The sequence below is a fragment of the Rickettsiella endosymbiont of Aleochara curtula genome, from assembly GCF_964030935.1.
Lineage (GTDB): Bacteria > Pseudomonadota > Gammaproteobacteria > Diplorickettsiales > Diplorickettsiaceae > Aquirickettsiella.
The window spans coordinates 82,111-96,884 of record NZ_OZ034990.1; the positions used below are offsets into that span (position 1 = coordinate 82,111).

Sequence of the window (14,774 nt, forward strand, 5' to 3'; positions counted from 1 at the left end):
TAAATACATTTGCTCAGCGTGTTAATTTGTTTTGCGAATGATCGTTTATTATTCCGCTATCTGGAGTTGTTGATGATAAAAATAGTGTGGATTGCCTTTTATCAATGGAAATTGTTTTAGTTAACAATTGATCAATAAATCGATTTATTTGTCTTATTGAATCCGTTGTTTGTGAAAATTCAATGATTTGATCAAAAACAGATTGGCTAAATTTTTTCTCTGGAATTCGATAGAACAAATATCCGCTATGTTCTGTAAATTCAAAATTCTTTAAAGCTAATAAGGTATTTAAATTTTCTTGTGTTGCAAGTTTACCCATTGCATTCAAAGCACTGCTAATATGCTGTGGATTAAAATATGCTTCTAAGCTATTTATATTTGCTAATGTTAAGAGATTAGTTTTTTTTAGCGCGCATAGTGCATAGCTAAAGGCTATAGGTTTAATATGAGCTTCTACTTTTAGCATACACAGTGAATAGAGTTTACCTTCTAATTCTGAATTTATACTTTTTTTAAGAATTTCTTTCGCTAATGCGACGTTCTTGGATGCCATTAAAAACTCCTCAATAAAGATAGCCATCCTTAGCGTTTGAATTAAATGTTATGAACAATAATTTATACAAGATCAAACTTAAGGAAATCTTATTTACTTGGGGCCAAGCATTTTTTGTCATTACAAGCGCGTAAAATATTAACCATCAATGTGGGCACGCAAAATATTAATTGTCATTGCAGCACCGAAGGTGCGTGACAATCCATGAAAAGTTTTTAACGCATGTTTAATAAATTAAATAGTGTGTGTTAAGATTTGGTGAATTAATTTTTTTCACCGCGTTAGGTTTTTATGAAACAATTTGAACAGAAAAAAACAACTGCTATTAAAAGTAATATCGCTAAAAAAATAAAGCTATTGGGTAAGAAACTTAAAACACATCCAGCTCATGCGCGAAGAAAAAAAGATAAAGAAAATTGGGAGACTTTCTTTACGGTTTCCGTCTTCATTGCCCTGGCTGGGACCATGATTTTTGGTATAGGTGGCTGGTTGGCAGTTGCTGCATCAGGAACGCTTTTAAGCTTAATTATTGTAGAATCGGGGTTATTTTCATCGCTTGCTATGGGTTTTAGCGCCTGGCCTGTCTATAACACTTATTTATGGATGCGCGATTTGTTTAGTTCTGAGAAGATAAAAAGCCAAAATAAAGATTATGATCGATGTCATAAAAATCTGCTTGAATTAAAAGAATTAGTGGCTGAAAAAAACTATTTAATAACAAAAATTAATGCCCACCTTAAAAATGCTATTCAATGTTTGCCACCTAACCTATCTAGCCAAGAAGAGACAGATTTTTTGCAACGCGACTTCAGTAGCCAAGTAAGCTACTTAGAACAAAAAAAGAAAAAACTTCCCGCTTATTCGAGAAGGCAAAAGGACAAAGAAAATTGGGCGAAAATTTTTACCTATTCATTTATGGCTTCCTGTGCAGGAATGGGCTTATATGCAGTGGCTCTTATTATGATGATGGGAGGACCCCCCGCTATATTACTGGGCCCTATTTTCCCGGGGCTACTAATTGTTGAGGGTATCTTTGCTTTGATTATTCTTATTCCTGTCATAATAGGTAGTGTATTACATGCGGCTTATTTAGGCATGCGCGATCTATTTAGTTCCGTTGAAATCAAAGCCGAAAATAAACAATATGCGCAATTGAAAAAAACTATTGCTGAATTAAAGAAATTAGACAAACAGCAAAGCCAGCTAGATGCATCGATTAACAGTAAACTTCTTGGGCTTGAAGATGTCAGTTCAACTCATACTATGAGCGAGAAAGAAATGACAGATAATTTAAGGAGCAATGATGCTAAAAATAATCACTTTAACAAATACGGACCTATGTTTTCCGAACAATCCGCCAATCAGGAAACAACTACATTAGATTCGACACCACTCCACTCCAATTCAATCTAATTAAATCAATCCTTAATCAATAGTCTCCATCTTCATTATGGAGACTTTATTAAATTCCATCCTAAATGTTGTCATTGCAAGCACGTACAATGCCTGTCGTTGCGAGCATATACCAATTCTCGTCATTGCGAGCACATACAATTTCCGTCATTGCGAGCGCGTAGCGCGCGGCAATCCAGTGAAAAAATTAGTTTTTAATAGATTGCCGCGCGCTACGCGCTCGCAATGACGATTGTTTTTACGCGCTTGCAATGAAGAACCTTACCAAGGTAAACAAAAATTAGTTTCTTTGTTTAAGTTCGATCACGTTATTTTTTTATTCTGCTTAGAACATAAATTTATAACACTTAAGCTTTTCTTAAGTTAACTTCTGTATTATTATTTTTGTTAATCGAATCAAGTATATAAATAGATTTTATCTATTATAAGAATAAGAGGTAAGAATTATGAGTAATCCAAAAAGTTTAAATGAACTGAATGAAGAAATTCAAAAGTTGAAAGCTAAACAATTACAGTTGAATGAAGATCTTTATGATCGAAAGATAACTAAATCTCAATTTGTATTTGGACTAGTCGCATTTGTTATTTCATTAGTGGTACTTACAGCTGTTGCTAGCATTGTCTGGCCTGCGGCTTTAATACTATCTGCTTTATCTGCGATGTTTCTTTCTAAAATAGCTCATGCGGTCAGCAATATAACTAATTCTTTCATAACTGGAGTAAGACTTGATCGAGCAGAAAAGGAACTAAATGAACAAAGTGCGTTTAAACCTGAAAATGAAACGCAAAAAACAACTAATAGCAATCAAAGTAACTCTAACTCTGTAACAAAAGTGGTAGATCAATCACCTGAAGGCAATGTTGTCTATAGCCAATTATTTGTAGTTAGTCAGGCCGGGCCAGAGGAAGCAGTTGATAATAAAAAAGTTATTAACCCTAGTTTTAAAAGATAACTAATTTGTTATACCAACACACACACACACACACACACATTCCCTATGTTTATGACGAACATAGGGAATTTTTTTGTTAATTAAATAAACTAAGCGATCAACAAAGCAGCGGCTACGTTGCGTCCTTCAGACATTAGCACCGTATAAGTGCGACAGGCAGCGCCATTATTCATGACTTCGATGCCGATTTTTTGCTGATAAAAAACATTTAATAACGCAGCATCCGGAAAAGCTAAGTCTTCGCCGCTACCGAGTAATACGATACTAGGCCGTAGATCGACAATTATTTGTAGATTTTCGGTGGTTAAGTCAGCGATGCAATGCGGTGGCCAAGGATCAACCAGCTGATTTGGCATTACAATCAGGCTATGTCGGATTTTTTGGTCATTAACTTGGATATAATCTTTGGTATAAGCAAGAATCTGATAACGGCCTGCGCCGGTGTCTAAGTTTAATTCCATAAGGGATTAGCAAGTTAAAATATTTGTATTAAATTATATACCGATGAAAAGAATACTTATATACTCTTGAAGCTGAATAAGTGGCCGCTCAATTGGTAATCCTCATATACTAAAATACACTTCGGTTGCTTCATTTTCATCGCCTGACGAAAAATTCAAGTGTGAAGAATATATTTAATATCATGAATAAAACTATCCACCGTCGTGAATTCAAACTCATTGAAACCTTAAAGCATTTGCATCCGATTTTACAGCGTGTGTATGCGGCACGTGGCATACTATCCGCGCAAGAATTGGATTATCGCTTGTCAAATTTACTGCATTATCAATCTTTATCCGGTATTGAAGCAGCGGCACAGTGTCTGGGCAATGCGGTGATGCAGCAACAACGGTTACTGATAGTCGGTGATTTTGATAGTGATGGCGCAACCAGTAGTGCGTTAGCAGTGAGTGCGTTACGCGCTTTTGGCGCGCAGCAGGTAGATTTCTTAGTGCCGAATCGTTTTGAGTATGGGTATGGTTTAACACCGGAAATTGTTGAGCTAGCGTTACGTACAAAAAAACCGGATGTTATTGTCACTGTTGATAATGGCATCTCGAGTCATGAGGGTGTAATTGCAGCAAAAGCTGCTGGATTAAAAGTCGTAATTACTGATCATCATTTGCAGGCGGCGACTTTGCCAGCCGCGGATGCATTGGTTAATCCGCAGCAAAACGGCGATCAATTTCCGAGTAAGAATTTAGCGGGTGTGGGTGTTATTTTTTATGTGATATTGGCACTCAGACAGTATTTGCGTAGCCAAGCTTGGTTTGAAAAAGCTAGCATTCCTGTACCGAATATGTTGCAGTTTTTGGATTTGGTAGCATTAGGAACGGTCGCTGATTTAGTGAGTTTAGACAGGAATAATCGTTTATTAGTTTCCCAAGGTTTGCAGTGGATTAAAGCCGGTAAAGCGCGGCCAGGGATTTATGCTTTACTCAAGTTGGCGAAACGCGAAGTAGAGTATCTGGTTGCCAGTGATTTATCATTTAGTATTGCACCGCGCTTAAATGCGGCGGGTCGTTTGGCCGATATGTCGTTAGGTATAGCTTGTCTGCTAGAAACAGACCGTAATCATGCGCATGAACTAGCGTTGCAGCTTAGTCAATTGAACGAGGAACGTCGTTCGATAGAAAACACCATGAAGCAAGAAGCTTTTATCATTTTAGAAAAATTGATCGAAAAGAAGCCTTTGGAAAAAGGAATTTGTTTATTCGATACGCGTTGGCATCAAGGTGTCATCGGTTTGTTGGCTTCGCGATTAACCGAGCGTTTACATAGACCGACGATTATTTTTGCTGAGGGCCATCAAGCCGATGAATTAAAAGGCTCAGCGCGTTCTATTAGCGGCTTGCATATTCGTGATCTATTGGAAAGCATTGCAACGCGTCATCCACATTTAATCAATAAATTTGGCGGACATGCGATGGCAGCGGGTTTGAGTTTGAAAAAAGATTCGTTTGCTGAGTTTGCTAAACTTTTTCAGCATGAATGCGAACAGCAATTGCGCCCAGAAATGCTACAGGCCACTTGTTATACCGATGGTGAATTAACCCAGCAAGAGTTAACTTTAGATCTAGCCGAACGGTTACGTTATGACGCCGGCCCATGGGGTCAAGATTTTCCGGAGCCGTTATTTGAAGGATGCTTTCGTTTACTTGCGCAGCGTTTGGTGGGCGATAAACACTTAAAGATGACCTTAGCCAGTCAAGATGCGGGTAGTAAACAAATGGATGCCATTGCTTTTAATGTCAATCTAAGTCATTGGCCCAATCACCGCGTCGAACGTATTAATGCGCGCTATCGTTTAGGCGTAAACTATTATCAAGGTCGCAAAACCTTACAGTTGATGGTTGAGAATTTAGAGCCTATATAAAATTCAAGGGCGAAGAGTATAAAAAAAGGCCGATGCAATCGGCCTTCTATTTAACAAAATTAAGCTATATAAATTAAGCCTTAATTGTGTTTTTTTCTGTTTGGGCTTTTTCTGCTGCTGAATTAAGCGTGTTTAGCTCGTCCAGTTTAGCGGTGTCTTTTGCTTGTTTAGGATCTGTTTTTCTTTCCAAGGAAACTTTTTTGTGACCTTTTCTATGATGAACAGCTTCCTTTTTAGCAGGGGTTACTGCCGCTGGCTGGTTTGCATCAGTAGCAGGATTCATAGTCGTAAATGTGCTAGTCGCTGCGAAAGCAGGGATAGCTAAGACCGCACTGCTTAAACCGATGACGAGAGCTTGTTTCAATTTCATGACGAGGACTCCAAATTGTTATTATTATAAAACAGGCTTTGTGTAACAAAGCTAGTGAGGCTATCATACCAGTAAAAAACCAGCATGGAAGCCCCCTTATTAGAAATAAATCATGCTAAAGCCGCAGAAACAGTCGATCAGTTCGTATATGATAGCACCCATGATGGGTTGGACCACCCGTCATTACCGCTATTTTTTCAGGTTAATTTGTAAAAAAGCCTTACTTTATACGGAAATGCTGACTACAGGCGCTATTTTAAATAGTCCGCAACGCGAACGCTTATTAAGTTTTGATCCCAGCGAAAAAGCGCTGGCGATACAATTGGGCGGTGGCATCGCTTCCGATCTCGCACAGGCGGCCAAAATAGTCGAAGCTTATGGTTATTCTGAGATTAATCTGAATGTCGGTTGTCCGAGTGATAGAGTGCAATCCGGTTGTTTCGGTGCGGTATTACTTAAAGATCCGGCGCGGGTCGTTGATTGTGTCGCTGAAATGTGTGCGGCAGTTAAATTACCTATTACGGTTAAAACTCGAATTGGCGTCGATGATTACGAAAGCTATGACTATTTAGCGCAATTTATCCAACAAGTGAGTTTAGCAGGCTGCCAAACGTTTATTATTCATGCGCGTAAAGCTTGGTTATCAGGATTAAGTCCTAAAGAAAACCGTGAAATTCCACCTTTAAATTATAGTTGGGTGTATCGTATTAAACGCGATTTTCCGCATTTAAATATCGTTATCAATGGCGGAATAACTTGTTTAAGCATAGCGCAGGAACATTTACAACACGTCGATGCGGTCATGATAGGTCGTGCTGCTTGGCATAATCCCTATCTGTTTGCTGAACTCGATCAATTTCTCAGTCCAGAGGAAGCATTAATTATTCCTAGTCGACTCGCTATCGTTTTACACTATTTGCCTTATCTAGAACGTGCTTTCATGTCAGATGAAAACTTGACGCATTTAATGCAACCTTTATTTGGTTTATTTCATGGCGTAGCGGGCGGCAGACGCTGGCGACAAAAATTAAGTGAAATCTTACAGCTCGGGAATCCGTTAAGGATAAAAGAGATCGTGCAAGAAATGTATTGATCGTATTGCGGTATTAAATATTAATCGTCGGCGAGCACCGTAGCATTTAAACGTCATGGCGAGCACCATAGCATTTAAACGTCATTGCGAGCGCCGTAGGTGCGCGGCAATCTAGGAATATCAATTGTGGTGGCGACGCGAATGACTGCGCTCGCCATGACGGGATTTAATAGCTCGCTGGTTCTACCCATTGATATAAAGCGAAAGACTCAGGTGTACACTTAAGACAGCGTGTCGCGCAGCTCGGAGTTTTAAGACATTTTTTTACACAACCTTTGTGTATTAAAAGTTCTAAGAGGGCTAAGGTTTCTTCTTGCTTGGTGCCAAAGGTTTGTAAAATTAGTGATAGATTCACTAATTTTTTTTCAGCAATAAATTTTTTTAAAGTGAGTAAGCTAATCATGACAGTTGTCTCGACTGGATGAAGTAGGAAGAGGTAATGCAGTGAGTGTAATTGCTTGGGAAGATAAGCCAATACGCGTTACAAACAACGCAGTAGCAACGATGAGATACCAAACCATGGTCGTTAGAGGATGTTGGCTAAATGTGCCTGTTTGATAAAATAAAGTAGCGACGGCATAGGCAATTCCGGTGCTCCATGCCATAGAAAAATAAGCCCAGCCCCTGCCGATTTCACGCTGCATTACCGCCATGGTCGAGATACAGGGAAAATACAATAAAATAAATAATAAATAAGCAAAAGCGCCCAGTTTGCCGGCGAAATAATGCGACATCACACCATAAACCCCTTGCGTGACTTCAGGTGCCTCGGCTTTAAGCGCCATGGGATTACTTAGCGTCTTGCCCAACTCACGTAAATTTTTAGGGATAGATAATACCGCGGTTTTTAATTCGTCGCTTATTGTGGACTGTTCGGCTTGTTCTGTCAGCTGACCGACTTGTGAATATAAAGTATTCAAAGTTCCGACTACCACTTCTTTGGCTAATAAACCGGTCGCTAAACCCACTGTGGCTGGCCAATTATCACTTTGTATACCCATCGGCGCAAATATCGGAGTAATACTTTTTCCAATACTGGATAATACGGAATGTTGATTGGCTTCACCGGTGACGAGTTTGCCATGCATGCTAATCGTATTTAAAAAACCTATTAATATACAAATTGGAATAATAAAACGACCCGCTTTAAATAAAAATAATTTCAAACGCTGCCAAGTACTGCGAAAAATAGTGCCCCAATGCGGCCAATGATAGGTCGGTAATTCCAAGATCATGGGTGTTGTTTCTGCTTTTAAGCGCGTCGAACGTAATAATAAACCCGTGAGTATGGCTGTTAGTATGCCTATGCCATACAAGGCGAAAATAATTAAGGCTCCACCTTGTGGAAAAAAAGCGGCGACAAATAAGATGTAGACAGTGAGACGCGCGCCACAGGACATAAAAGGCGCCATCATCACCGTTAAAATACGATCCCGCGGTGAGGCAAGTGTGCGTGTCGCCATTACTGTCGGGACATTACAACCAAAACCAACAATTAGTGGAACAAAGGCTTTTCCCGGTAAGCCGATGGCTCCCATTAGTTTATCGACCACAAATGCAGCGCGCGCCATGTAACCGGAGTCTTCTAATAAGGATAAAAATAAAAACATCGCACCAATGACAGGTATAAAGCTAATCGTGGTATTAATACCTTTACCTAAACCATTGGCAATTAATGCAATTAGCCAAATGGGTAAATGCCAGTGCGTTAAGACATTGATAGTGCCATGAATAAACAATGCGGTGCTGCCGATATCAAAAAAATCTTGAAAAGCGCCACCGACATTAATGGCAAATAAAAAAAGTGAGTACATCACTAACAAGAAAATAGGAATACCCAACCAACGATTCAAAATAATACGATCGATGCGCGCGGTGAAAGTTATACCCGGTGTGTGTGTGATTAAACTTTGCTTTAAAATGGACTGTATCCAAGCATAGCGTGCATCGGCTATCAGTAAATCAACTTCTTCGCCGTGTTGTGTTTTGACTATCTCAATCAGTGATTGTGCAAAGTTAAGTTCTTCTGCTGTGACAAAGTTGCGCGCAAGTGCATCATCTTCTAATAGTCGACAGGCTAACCAATTTTTAGGGAGTGATTTTGTGGATAATTTTTCTGCGAGTGTTTGTACAGCGCTTTTTAATAAGGGCTCAAGAGCATAAGGGAAAGTAGAATGTGTTGGAATAGTGTTGGATAAGGCCTGGCGTAATTCTTGAATGCCCATACCGCGAGTGGCGGTCAGGGGAATGATCGGGCATTTTAATAATCGGCTCAGCTTCTGAATATTGATATGACTACCGCGGCGTTTAGCAATATCCATCATATTAAGTGCGATAATAACCGGTATCTGCATTTCCAAGAGTTGTGTCGTCAAATAGAGTTGACGTTCCAGATTGCTGGCATCTAATACATTAATAACGACGTCGGGACGATTACTGACCAGATAATTGCAGGCTATGCATTCATCCATGGCACAATTATTAGCGACTACGCTTAAGGAATAAGTGCCAGGAAGATCAACGATTTCATAATTTGTTGCACCGACATTAAAATAACCGCTTTTTTGCTCCACGGTCACACCTGCCCAGTTACCGACTTTTTGTCGGCCGCCGGTGAGCGCGTTAAAAATGACGGTTTTACCACAATTTGGATTGCCGGCTATGGCAATAATCTTATTTTTTTGCATGAGTTGTTGAGTTTAGTTTGAATATTCTACGTAAATATGACAGGCTTCACTGGAACGTAAACTAAATTGACTACCTAATATTTGTAATTGTAAAGGGTCACCGAGGGGTGCACGACGAATTAAAGTAATAGTGGTTTGTCGGGTAATGCCTAAATGTTGGAGTAACTTGCGGCATTGAGGTGCAATGTCTGGACTAAAACCCTGTACCGTAGCAGATTGTCCGCATCGCAATTGCGTCAGTGGTATAGCGCTTAACATAAATGTTTTAAATGAGAATCATTACTATTTATGATAGAGGTTTTTTAGTGACGAAGCAAGCCTTAGTGGAGGATAAAATAAAATTATTCGGCGAGTATTTTTTATGCAGTTAAGTCAATTATTAATGGGTTTGGACGTTCCGGTAACGACGGACGCGGTCATTAAAGGACTTTCCCAAGATAGCCGTCAACTGCAAGCGGGAGATTTATTCTTTGCTTATCCAGGATTGGGTAGTGATGGACGTCACTTCATACCGGAGGCGATAAGCAAAGGAGCGGCGGCTATTTTATTTGAACCGGATGTGGAGAGTTCTATTGATCTCACTACAACACCTATCCCACTATTACCTATTCGTCATTTAACGGCACAATTAGGACCGATTGCGGCGCGATTTTATGATTATCCAAGTCGTTATATGCCGGTGGTAGGTATTACCGGCACGAATGGTAAAACTTCCTGTACGCATTTTTTAGCGGATAGTTTGCAGCAATTACAAAAACCTTGTGGTGTCATTGGCACCTTAGGTAATGGTTTTTATGGCGACTTAAAGCCAGGTCAATTAACGACACCCGATGCTATAGAGTTACAACAATTACTGGCAGGTTTTCGGGATCGGCAAGCACAAGCAGTGGTGATGGAGGTGTCTTCACATCGTTTAGCCCAACAGCGTTTAAATGGAACGGAATTTTCTGTTGCAGCATTTACTAATTTGACGCGCGATCATCTGGATTACCATGGCAGCATGGAGGCTTATGCGCAGGCTAAACGTTCTTTTTTCGATTTAACCGGCGTGCAGCAAGCGATATTAAATGCGGATGATGCTTATGCGCAACAATGGTTAACTGAACTTGCCGAACAATTACCGGTGTATGCTTATTCTTTACATAAACCCAAAGTGGCCTGGTCACATATTCCGCATGTCACCGTAAAAAAATTCAATTTTAATCGACAAGGTTTGCAGGCAGAGATCGATACGCCTTGGGGCGAAGTGTTTATCGAAAATCCATTTTTAATGGGAAAGTTTAATTTAAGTAATTTGCTGTTGGTATTGACGCTGTTGAAAAGTTTACATTTTTCTTTAGCAGAAATTTCACAAGTGATATCTAAATTAAAGGGCGTAAAAGGACGCATGCAAGCGTTGCATGTCGCAGGAAAGCCTTTAGTGGTTGTCGACTATGCGCACACACCGGATGCCTTGCAGCAAGTACTGCGTGCTTTACGCCCCCATTGCCAAGGCGAGTTGTATTGTGTATTTGGTTGTGGGGGCGACAGAGACCAAGGAAAACGGCCAATAATGGCCAAGATTGTCGAGCAGGAAGCCGATCGTATCATATTAACCAATGATAATCCGCGCTATGAAGATCCATTGCAAATTTTACAGGATATTCAACACGGTTTCACCGGTAAAAAAGCCGTATATCGTGAACCGGATAGACAGCGTGCGATTGCCTACGCCTTAGCGACTGCTCAGCCGTCTGATGTAATTTTAGTGGCGGGTAAAGGACACGAAGCCTATCAATTGATTAAAGGTGTCAAGTATCCTTTCGATGATGCTAGCGAAGTGCAACGTTTATTAAACCAGTAAATTCAATTCAAATTACAATTCTAAGTAAAGCTTATTTATCAGTGCAATATTAATAGCTATCGATTACTATATATTTATCTTTTTTTATGGCCAATCTAGTGAAATTATCAACACTCGCTAGCATACTTAATGGTAAATGCTTAGGTCCAGATGTGAATTATACCGGACTGAGTATTGATACGCGTAGCGTAAAACCACATGAGCTTTTTATTGCAATTCGCGGTGAGAAATTTGATGGACATCATTTTATCGAGCTTGCCAAGCAGCGCGGTGCAGCAGCTGCCGTAGTTGACCATGCTATTGATACTGATTTGCCTTTAGTACTCGTGCAGGACACACGAAAGGCCTTAGGCGAATGGGCCAAACACCACCGCAGTCAATTTTCTATTCCTATCATCGCCTTAACCGGTAGCTCTGGCAAAACCACAACCAAGGAAATGATCCGATCTATTTTGGCCGAAGCGGGTCCTGTGCTAACTAATTTTAAGAATTTCAATAATGATGTTGGCTTACCTTTAACATTACTGAATTTAAATACGCAGCACCGTTATGCTGTGATCGAAATGGGTGCTAATCACGCCGGAGAAATTGAATATTTAACGCAACTCACGCAACCGAATGTTGCGATGATTACCAATATTGGGCCGGCGCACTTGCAAGGGTTTGGGTCCATGTCTGGTGTTGCAGAGGCTAAGGCTGAGATTTTTTCTGGTTTAGTCAAAAACGGCGTGGCAATCATTAATGCCGATGATAAGTTTGCTGATACATTACAAAAAAAATCGGCTAATTTCCGCATTGTGCGTTTTGGTTTATCCGATACGGCTGATTTTTCTGCAACGAATATGCAAATGGATGCGGATGGAAAAACGAGCTTTTTGTTACATGCGCCTAATGCTAAGGAAATGATGGTGAGTTTAAGTTTGCCTGGGCAACATCATGTATTGAATGCGCTAGCGGCGGCAGCGGCGTCCAGTCAAGTAGGCATAGAATTATCCCATATTAAATCCGGTTTAGAAAAAATGCAGCCGGTGCCGGGAAGAGTCATAGTGAGCAAAACAAAAACAGGTGCGACATTAATAGATGATAGTTATAATGCCAATCCAAGTTCAGTCGCAGTGGCCTTAAAATTATTGGCGCATTATGCTGGGCAACGAATTTTTGTTATGGGTGATATGGGAGAGTTAGGTCAAAATGCCGAAGACTATCATCGTCAAATGGGACAATTAGCCAAAGAATTAAATATCGATGCTGTTTTTACTTACGGTGATTTAAGTATAGAAACAGCCCGAGCATTTGGCGCTAACGCAGAGCATTATTCTAATCATCAAGCATTAATTTTGGCGCTGAAACCGCACTTGCAAAAGAATGTGACCATTTTAATTAAAGGTTCACGCAGTGCGCAAATGGAAAAAGTAGCCGCTGCGTTAACGGATTAAGCATTTTTTATCATTGCGAGCGCGTAAACTTTAATCGTCTATTGACGAACACGTAAAATATTAATCGTCATTGCGAGCACCGTAGGTGCATGGCAATCCATGGATTGTCATTGCCCCGCTGGCGTATCGGCCTCGCCTGACGGACTCATTAATTTTAATTGGGAACGAAACACATGTTGTTATGGTTAACTGCCTTTCTATCAAATTATTATCGCGCTTTTCATGTCTTTCAATATTTAACGTTAAGAGCGATTTTAGCTTCTCTCACTGCATTTCTTATCTCACTTTTATTAGCACCTAAGATGATACGTACGTTAAGTCATCGACAAATTGGCCAATCTATACGTACTGACGGACCACAAGCGCACTTAAGCAAAGCCGGGACGCCGACCATGGGCGGTGCCTTGATTTTAATCGCTATAGTGATGACAACTTTACTGTGGGCTAATCTTAACAATCATCTGATTTGGATAGTGCTGTTAGGTATAGTAGGATTTGGTTTGATAGGATTTGCCGATGATTATCTAAAACTGATGCTAAAAAATAGTCGCGGACTTATCCCACGTTGGAAATATTTATGGCAATCCATATTAGGCTTAAGCATTGGCATACTGCTTTATATGAATGCAGAGTTACCGGTAGAAACCCAATTAGTGGTGCCTTTTTTTAAGAATCTCTTGATTCCTTTAGGTATATTTTATATTCCCTGGGTTTACTTTGTCATCGTGGGTAGCAGTAATGCCGTAAACCTAACCGATGGTTTAGATGGTTTAGCGATTATGCCGACCGTATTAGTGGGAAGTGGTTTAGGCATTTTTGCTTATCTCACTGGAAATATTACCTACGCCAAGTACTTAGCGATCCCTTTTGTTCCTGGTGCCGGCGAAATGGTGGTCATTTGTGGCGCTATAGTCGGCGCGGGTCTAGGTTTTTTATGGTTTAATACCTATCCTGCCCAAGTATTTATGGGTGATGTCGGTGCCTTAGGCTTGGGCGCGGCATTAGGCTGTATTGCCGTCGTGGTAAGACAAGAGTTTGTATTACTCATTATGGGTGGTGTTTTTGCGCTGGAAACTATTTCGGTGATCCTGCAAGTCGCATCTTTTAAGTTAACTGGGAAAAGAATTTTTCGTATGGCCCCCATACACCATCACTTTGAGTTAAAAGGTTGGCCAGAACCGAGAATTATTGTAAGGTTTTGGATTATTACCTTTATATTGGTGTTATTTGGTTTAGCCACTTTGAAATTACGTTGATGTACGCTTCGCCCTTGAATAGGGTCGTTGATCGCATAATTTTTTTCGCGGCAATGGTCAAAAATCTGCTGTGAGTAAATATCCCTTAATTATTTTAATGTGTCATGCAAAACAAAGAAAAAAAAAATGTTGAACGCAGTTTGGCTTTGGCCGGTGTTTTTCAATCGGCTGCTTTAGTTCGCGATCTTGCTAGGACGGGGAAGACTGAACAGCTGGCATTTGATACCAGTATCCAAAGCATCTACACGCTAGATGTTAGCACGGTGGAGCAAGTTTATGGTGGTACGATTAGCGGTTTACGTTTAGGTTTGCAGGAGTTAGTTAATTTGCTCGCTTACACTAAAATTAAACAGGATCGCGAATTAACCCGGTATTTAATTGGTTTAATGCATCTCGAAAGAAAACTTGTTCACTCTCCCGAAACCAAAAGAAATTTAACTCGACGCATTAAACATGCTATTGCTCAAGCTAACTATTTTGCCTCTTCACCTCAGCTTATTATTGATAGTTTAGCGGATATCTATGTCACCACGTTAGGTGCATTACCTTTTCGTTTGCATGTCATTGGACAAGGCAAATATTTAGCGCATGCCGAAACCGTCAGCAAAATTCGTGCCGCTTTATTAGCCGGCGTACGCTCGGCGGTATTATGGCGTCAATTGGGTGGTTCGCGCTGGCAGCTTTTTCTCAAGCGTCATAGCTTAATAGGTGCTGCTAGAAAATTACTCATCAACTTTAATTCTAAATAACCTATCATCCGATTTCTAAGTAGAGTATTATCAAAAATGATATT

General features: G+C 40.2%; 14 protein-coding genes. 8 read left to right on the forward strand and 6 right to left on the reverse strand.

The window, feature by feature from the left end:
• Positions 1–13: 13 nt before the first annotated feature.
• Complete coding sequence (locus AAHF87_RS00265; protein WP_342146196.1) at positions 14–553, reverse strand: hypothetical protein; 540 nt, start codon at positions 551–553, stop codon at positions 14–16.
• A gap of 291 nt (positions 554–844) precedes the next feature.
• Between AAHF87_RS00265 and AAHF87_RS00270 the strand changes: the two genes are divergently transcribed.
• Both AAHF87_RS00270 and AAHF87_RS00275 read left to right on the forward strand, forming a co-directional pair.
• Positions 845–1,966, forward strand: coding sequence for a hypothetical protein (locus tag AAHF87_RS00270; protein WP_342146198.1), 1,122 nt, complete (start codon positions 845–847; stop codon positions 1,964–1,966).
• A 446-nt stretch (positions 1,967–2,412) separates the two neighbouring features.
• The gene (locus AAHF87_RS00275) at positions 2,413–2,919 is read left to right on the forward strand and encodes a hypothetical protein (RefSeq protein WP_342146199.1); all 507 of its coding nucleotides are present in this window, start codon (positions 2,413–2,415) and stop codon (positions 2,917–2,919) included.
• A gap of 89 nt (positions 2,920–3,008) precedes the next feature.
• Here the strand turns inward: AAHF87_RS00275 and AAHF87_RS00280 are convergent, their stop codons facing one another.
• A complete protein-coding gene (locus AAHF87_RS00280) occupies positions 3,009–3,380 on the reverse strand; it encodes an Mth938-like domain-containing protein (protein ID WP_342146200.1) in 372 nt (123 codons plus the stop codon).
• A 182-nt stretch (positions 3,381–3,562) separates the two neighbouring features.
• Here AAHF87_RS00280 and recJ point away from each other — a divergent pair, with 182 nt between their 5' ends.
• Entirely contained in the window at positions 3,563–5,296 is a 1,734-nt protein-coding gene (recJ, locus tag AAHF87_RS00285) for a single-stranded-DNA-specific exonuclease RecJ (RefSeq protein WP_342146201.1), read from the forward strand.
• A gap of 73 nt (positions 5,297–5,369) precedes the next feature.
• On the opposite strand, the gene AAHF87_RS00290 is transcribed toward recJ, so the two are convergent.
• Positions 5,370–5,666 (reverse strand): hypothetical protein, encoded by a 297-nt coding sequence (locus AAHF87_RS00290; protein ID WP_342146202.1) that lies wholly within the window; start codon positions 5,664–5,666, stop codon positions 5,370–5,372.
• A 112-nt stretch (positions 5,667–5,778) separates the two neighbouring features.
• Here AAHF87_RS00290 and dusA point away from each other — a divergent pair, with 112 nt between their 5' ends.
• The gene (dusA, locus tag AAHF87_RS00295) at positions 5,779–6,759 is read left to right on the forward strand and encodes a tRNA dihydrouridine(20/20a) synthase DusA (RefSeq protein ID WP_342146203.1); all 981 of its coding nucleotides are present in this window, start codon (positions 5,779–5,781) and stop codon (positions 6,757–6,759) included.
• 166 nt (positions 6,760–6,925) lie between these two features.
• Here dusA and AAHF87_RS00300 read toward each other — a convergent pair whose 3' ends face one another.
• From AAHF87_RS00300 to AAHF87_RS00310, 3 genes are read right to left on the reverse strand one after another with little or no spacing between them, the layout of a single operon-like run.
• The gene (locus tag AAHF87_RS00300; RefSeq protein ID WP_342146205.1) at positions 6,926–7,162 is read right to left on the reverse strand and encodes a FeoC-like transcriptional regulator; all 237 of its coding nucleotides are present in this window, start codon (positions 7,160–7,162) and stop codon (positions 6,926–6,928) included.
• A complete protein-coding gene (gene feoB / locus AAHF87_RS00305) occupies positions 7,155–9,446 on the reverse strand; it encodes a Fe(2+) transporter permease subunit FeoB (RefSeq protein WP_342146207.1) in 2,292 nt (763 codons plus the stop codon). Before feoB ends, AAHF87_RS00300 begins: the two co-directional genes overlap by 8 nt.
• 12 nt (positions 9,447–9,458) lie before the next feature.
• A complete protein-coding gene (locus tag AAHF87_RS00310; RefSeq protein ID WP_342146208.1) occupies positions 9,459–9,704 on the reverse strand; it encodes a FeoA family protein in 246 nt (81 codons plus the stop codon).
• A gap of 103 nt (positions 9,705–9,807) precedes the next feature.
• Between AAHF87_RS00310 and AAHF87_RS00315 the strand changes: the two genes are divergently transcribed.
• The 4 genes from AAHF87_RS00315 to hflD all read left to right on the forward strand — a co-directional run bounded on the left by AAHF87_RS00315 (position 9,808) and on the right by hflD (position 14,730).
• A complete protein-coding gene (locus AAHF87_RS00315) occupies positions 9,808–11,289 on the forward strand; it encodes a UDP-N-acetylmuramoyl-L-alanyl-D-glutamate--2,6-diaminopimelate ligase (RefSeq protein WP_342146209.1) in 1,482 nt (493 codons plus the stop codon).
• 86 nt (positions 11,290–11,375) lie between these two features.
• Positions 11,376–12,725 carry a UDP-N-acetylmuramoyl-tripeptide--D-alanyl-D-alanine ligase gene (locus AAHF87_RS00320; protein WP_342146211.1) on the forward strand — a complete coding sequence of 450 codons (1,350 nt, stop codon included), beginning with the start codon at positions 11,376–11,378 and terminating at the stop codon, positions 12,723–12,725.
• Positions 12,726–12,898: 173 nt separating this feature from the next.
• The gene (gene mraY / locus AAHF87_RS00325) at positions 12,899–13,981 is read left to right on the forward strand and encodes a phospho-N-acetylmuramoyl-pentapeptide-transferase (RefSeq protein ID WP_342146212.1); all 1,083 of its coding nucleotides are present in this window, start codon (positions 12,899–12,901) and stop codon (positions 13,979–13,981) included.
• A gap of 104 nt (positions 13,982–14,085) precedes the next feature.
• Positions 14,086–14,730 (forward strand): high frequency lysogenization protein HflD, encoded by a 645-nt coding sequence (gene hflD, locus AAHF87_RS00330; RefSeq protein ID WP_342146213.1) that lies wholly within the window; start codon positions 14,086–14,088, stop codon positions 14,728–14,730.
• Positions 14,731–14,774: the final 44 nt, after the last annotated feature.

Coding starts and splice junctions, on each gene's coding strand:
- AAHF87_RS00265 (WP_342146196.1), bottom strand. CDS start 553: ATGGCATCCAAGAACGTCGCATTAGCGAAAGAAATTCTTAAAAAAAGT.
- AAHF87_RS00270 (WP_342146198.1), top strand. CDS start 845: ATGAAACAATTTGAACAGAAAAAAACAACTGCTATTAAAAGTAATATC.
- AAHF87_RS00275 (WP_342146199.1), top strand. CDS start 2,413: ATGAGTAATCCAAAAAGTTTAAATGAACTGAATGAAGAAATTCAAAAG.
- AAHF87_RS00280 (WP_342146200.1), bottom strand. CDS start 3,380: ATGGAATTAAACTTAGACACCGGCGCAGGCCGTTATCAGATTCTTGCT.
- recJ (WP_342146201.1), top strand. CDS start 3,563: ATGAATAAAACTATCCACCGTCGTGAATTCAAACTCATTGAAACCTTA.
- AAHF87_RS00290 (WP_342146202.1), bottom strand. CDS start 5,666: ATGAAATTGAAACAAGCTCTCGTCATCGGTTTAAGCAGTGCGGTCTTA.
- dusA (WP_342146203.1), top strand. CDS start 5,779: ATGCTAAAGCCGCAGAAACAGTCGATCAGTTCGTATATGATAGCACCC.
- AAHF87_RS00300 (WP_342146205.1), bottom strand. CDS start 7,162: ATGATTAGCTTACTCACTTTAAAAAAATTTATTGCTGAAAAAAAATTA.
- feoB (WP_342146207.1), bottom strand. CDS start 9,446: ATGCAAAAAAATAAGATTATTGCCATAGCCGGCAATCCAAATTGTGGT.
- AAHF87_RS00310 (WP_342146208.1), bottom strand. CDS start 9,704: ATGTTAAGCGCTATACCACTGACGCAATTGCGATGCGGACAATCTGCT.
- AAHF87_RS00315 (WP_342146209.1), top strand. CDS start 9,808: ATGCAGTTAAGTCAATTATTAATGGGTTTGGACGTTCCGGTAACGACG.
- AAHF87_RS00320 (WP_342146211.1), top strand. CDS start 11,376: ATGGCCAATCTAGTGAAATTATCAACACTCGCTAGCATACTTAATGGT.
- mraY (WP_342146212.1), top strand. CDS start 12,899: ATGTTGTTATGGTTAACTGCCTTTCTATCAAATTATTATCGCGCTTTT.
- hflD (WP_342146213.1), top strand. CDS start 14,086: ATGCAAAACAAAGAAAAAAAAAATGTTGAACGCAGTTTGGCTTTGGCC.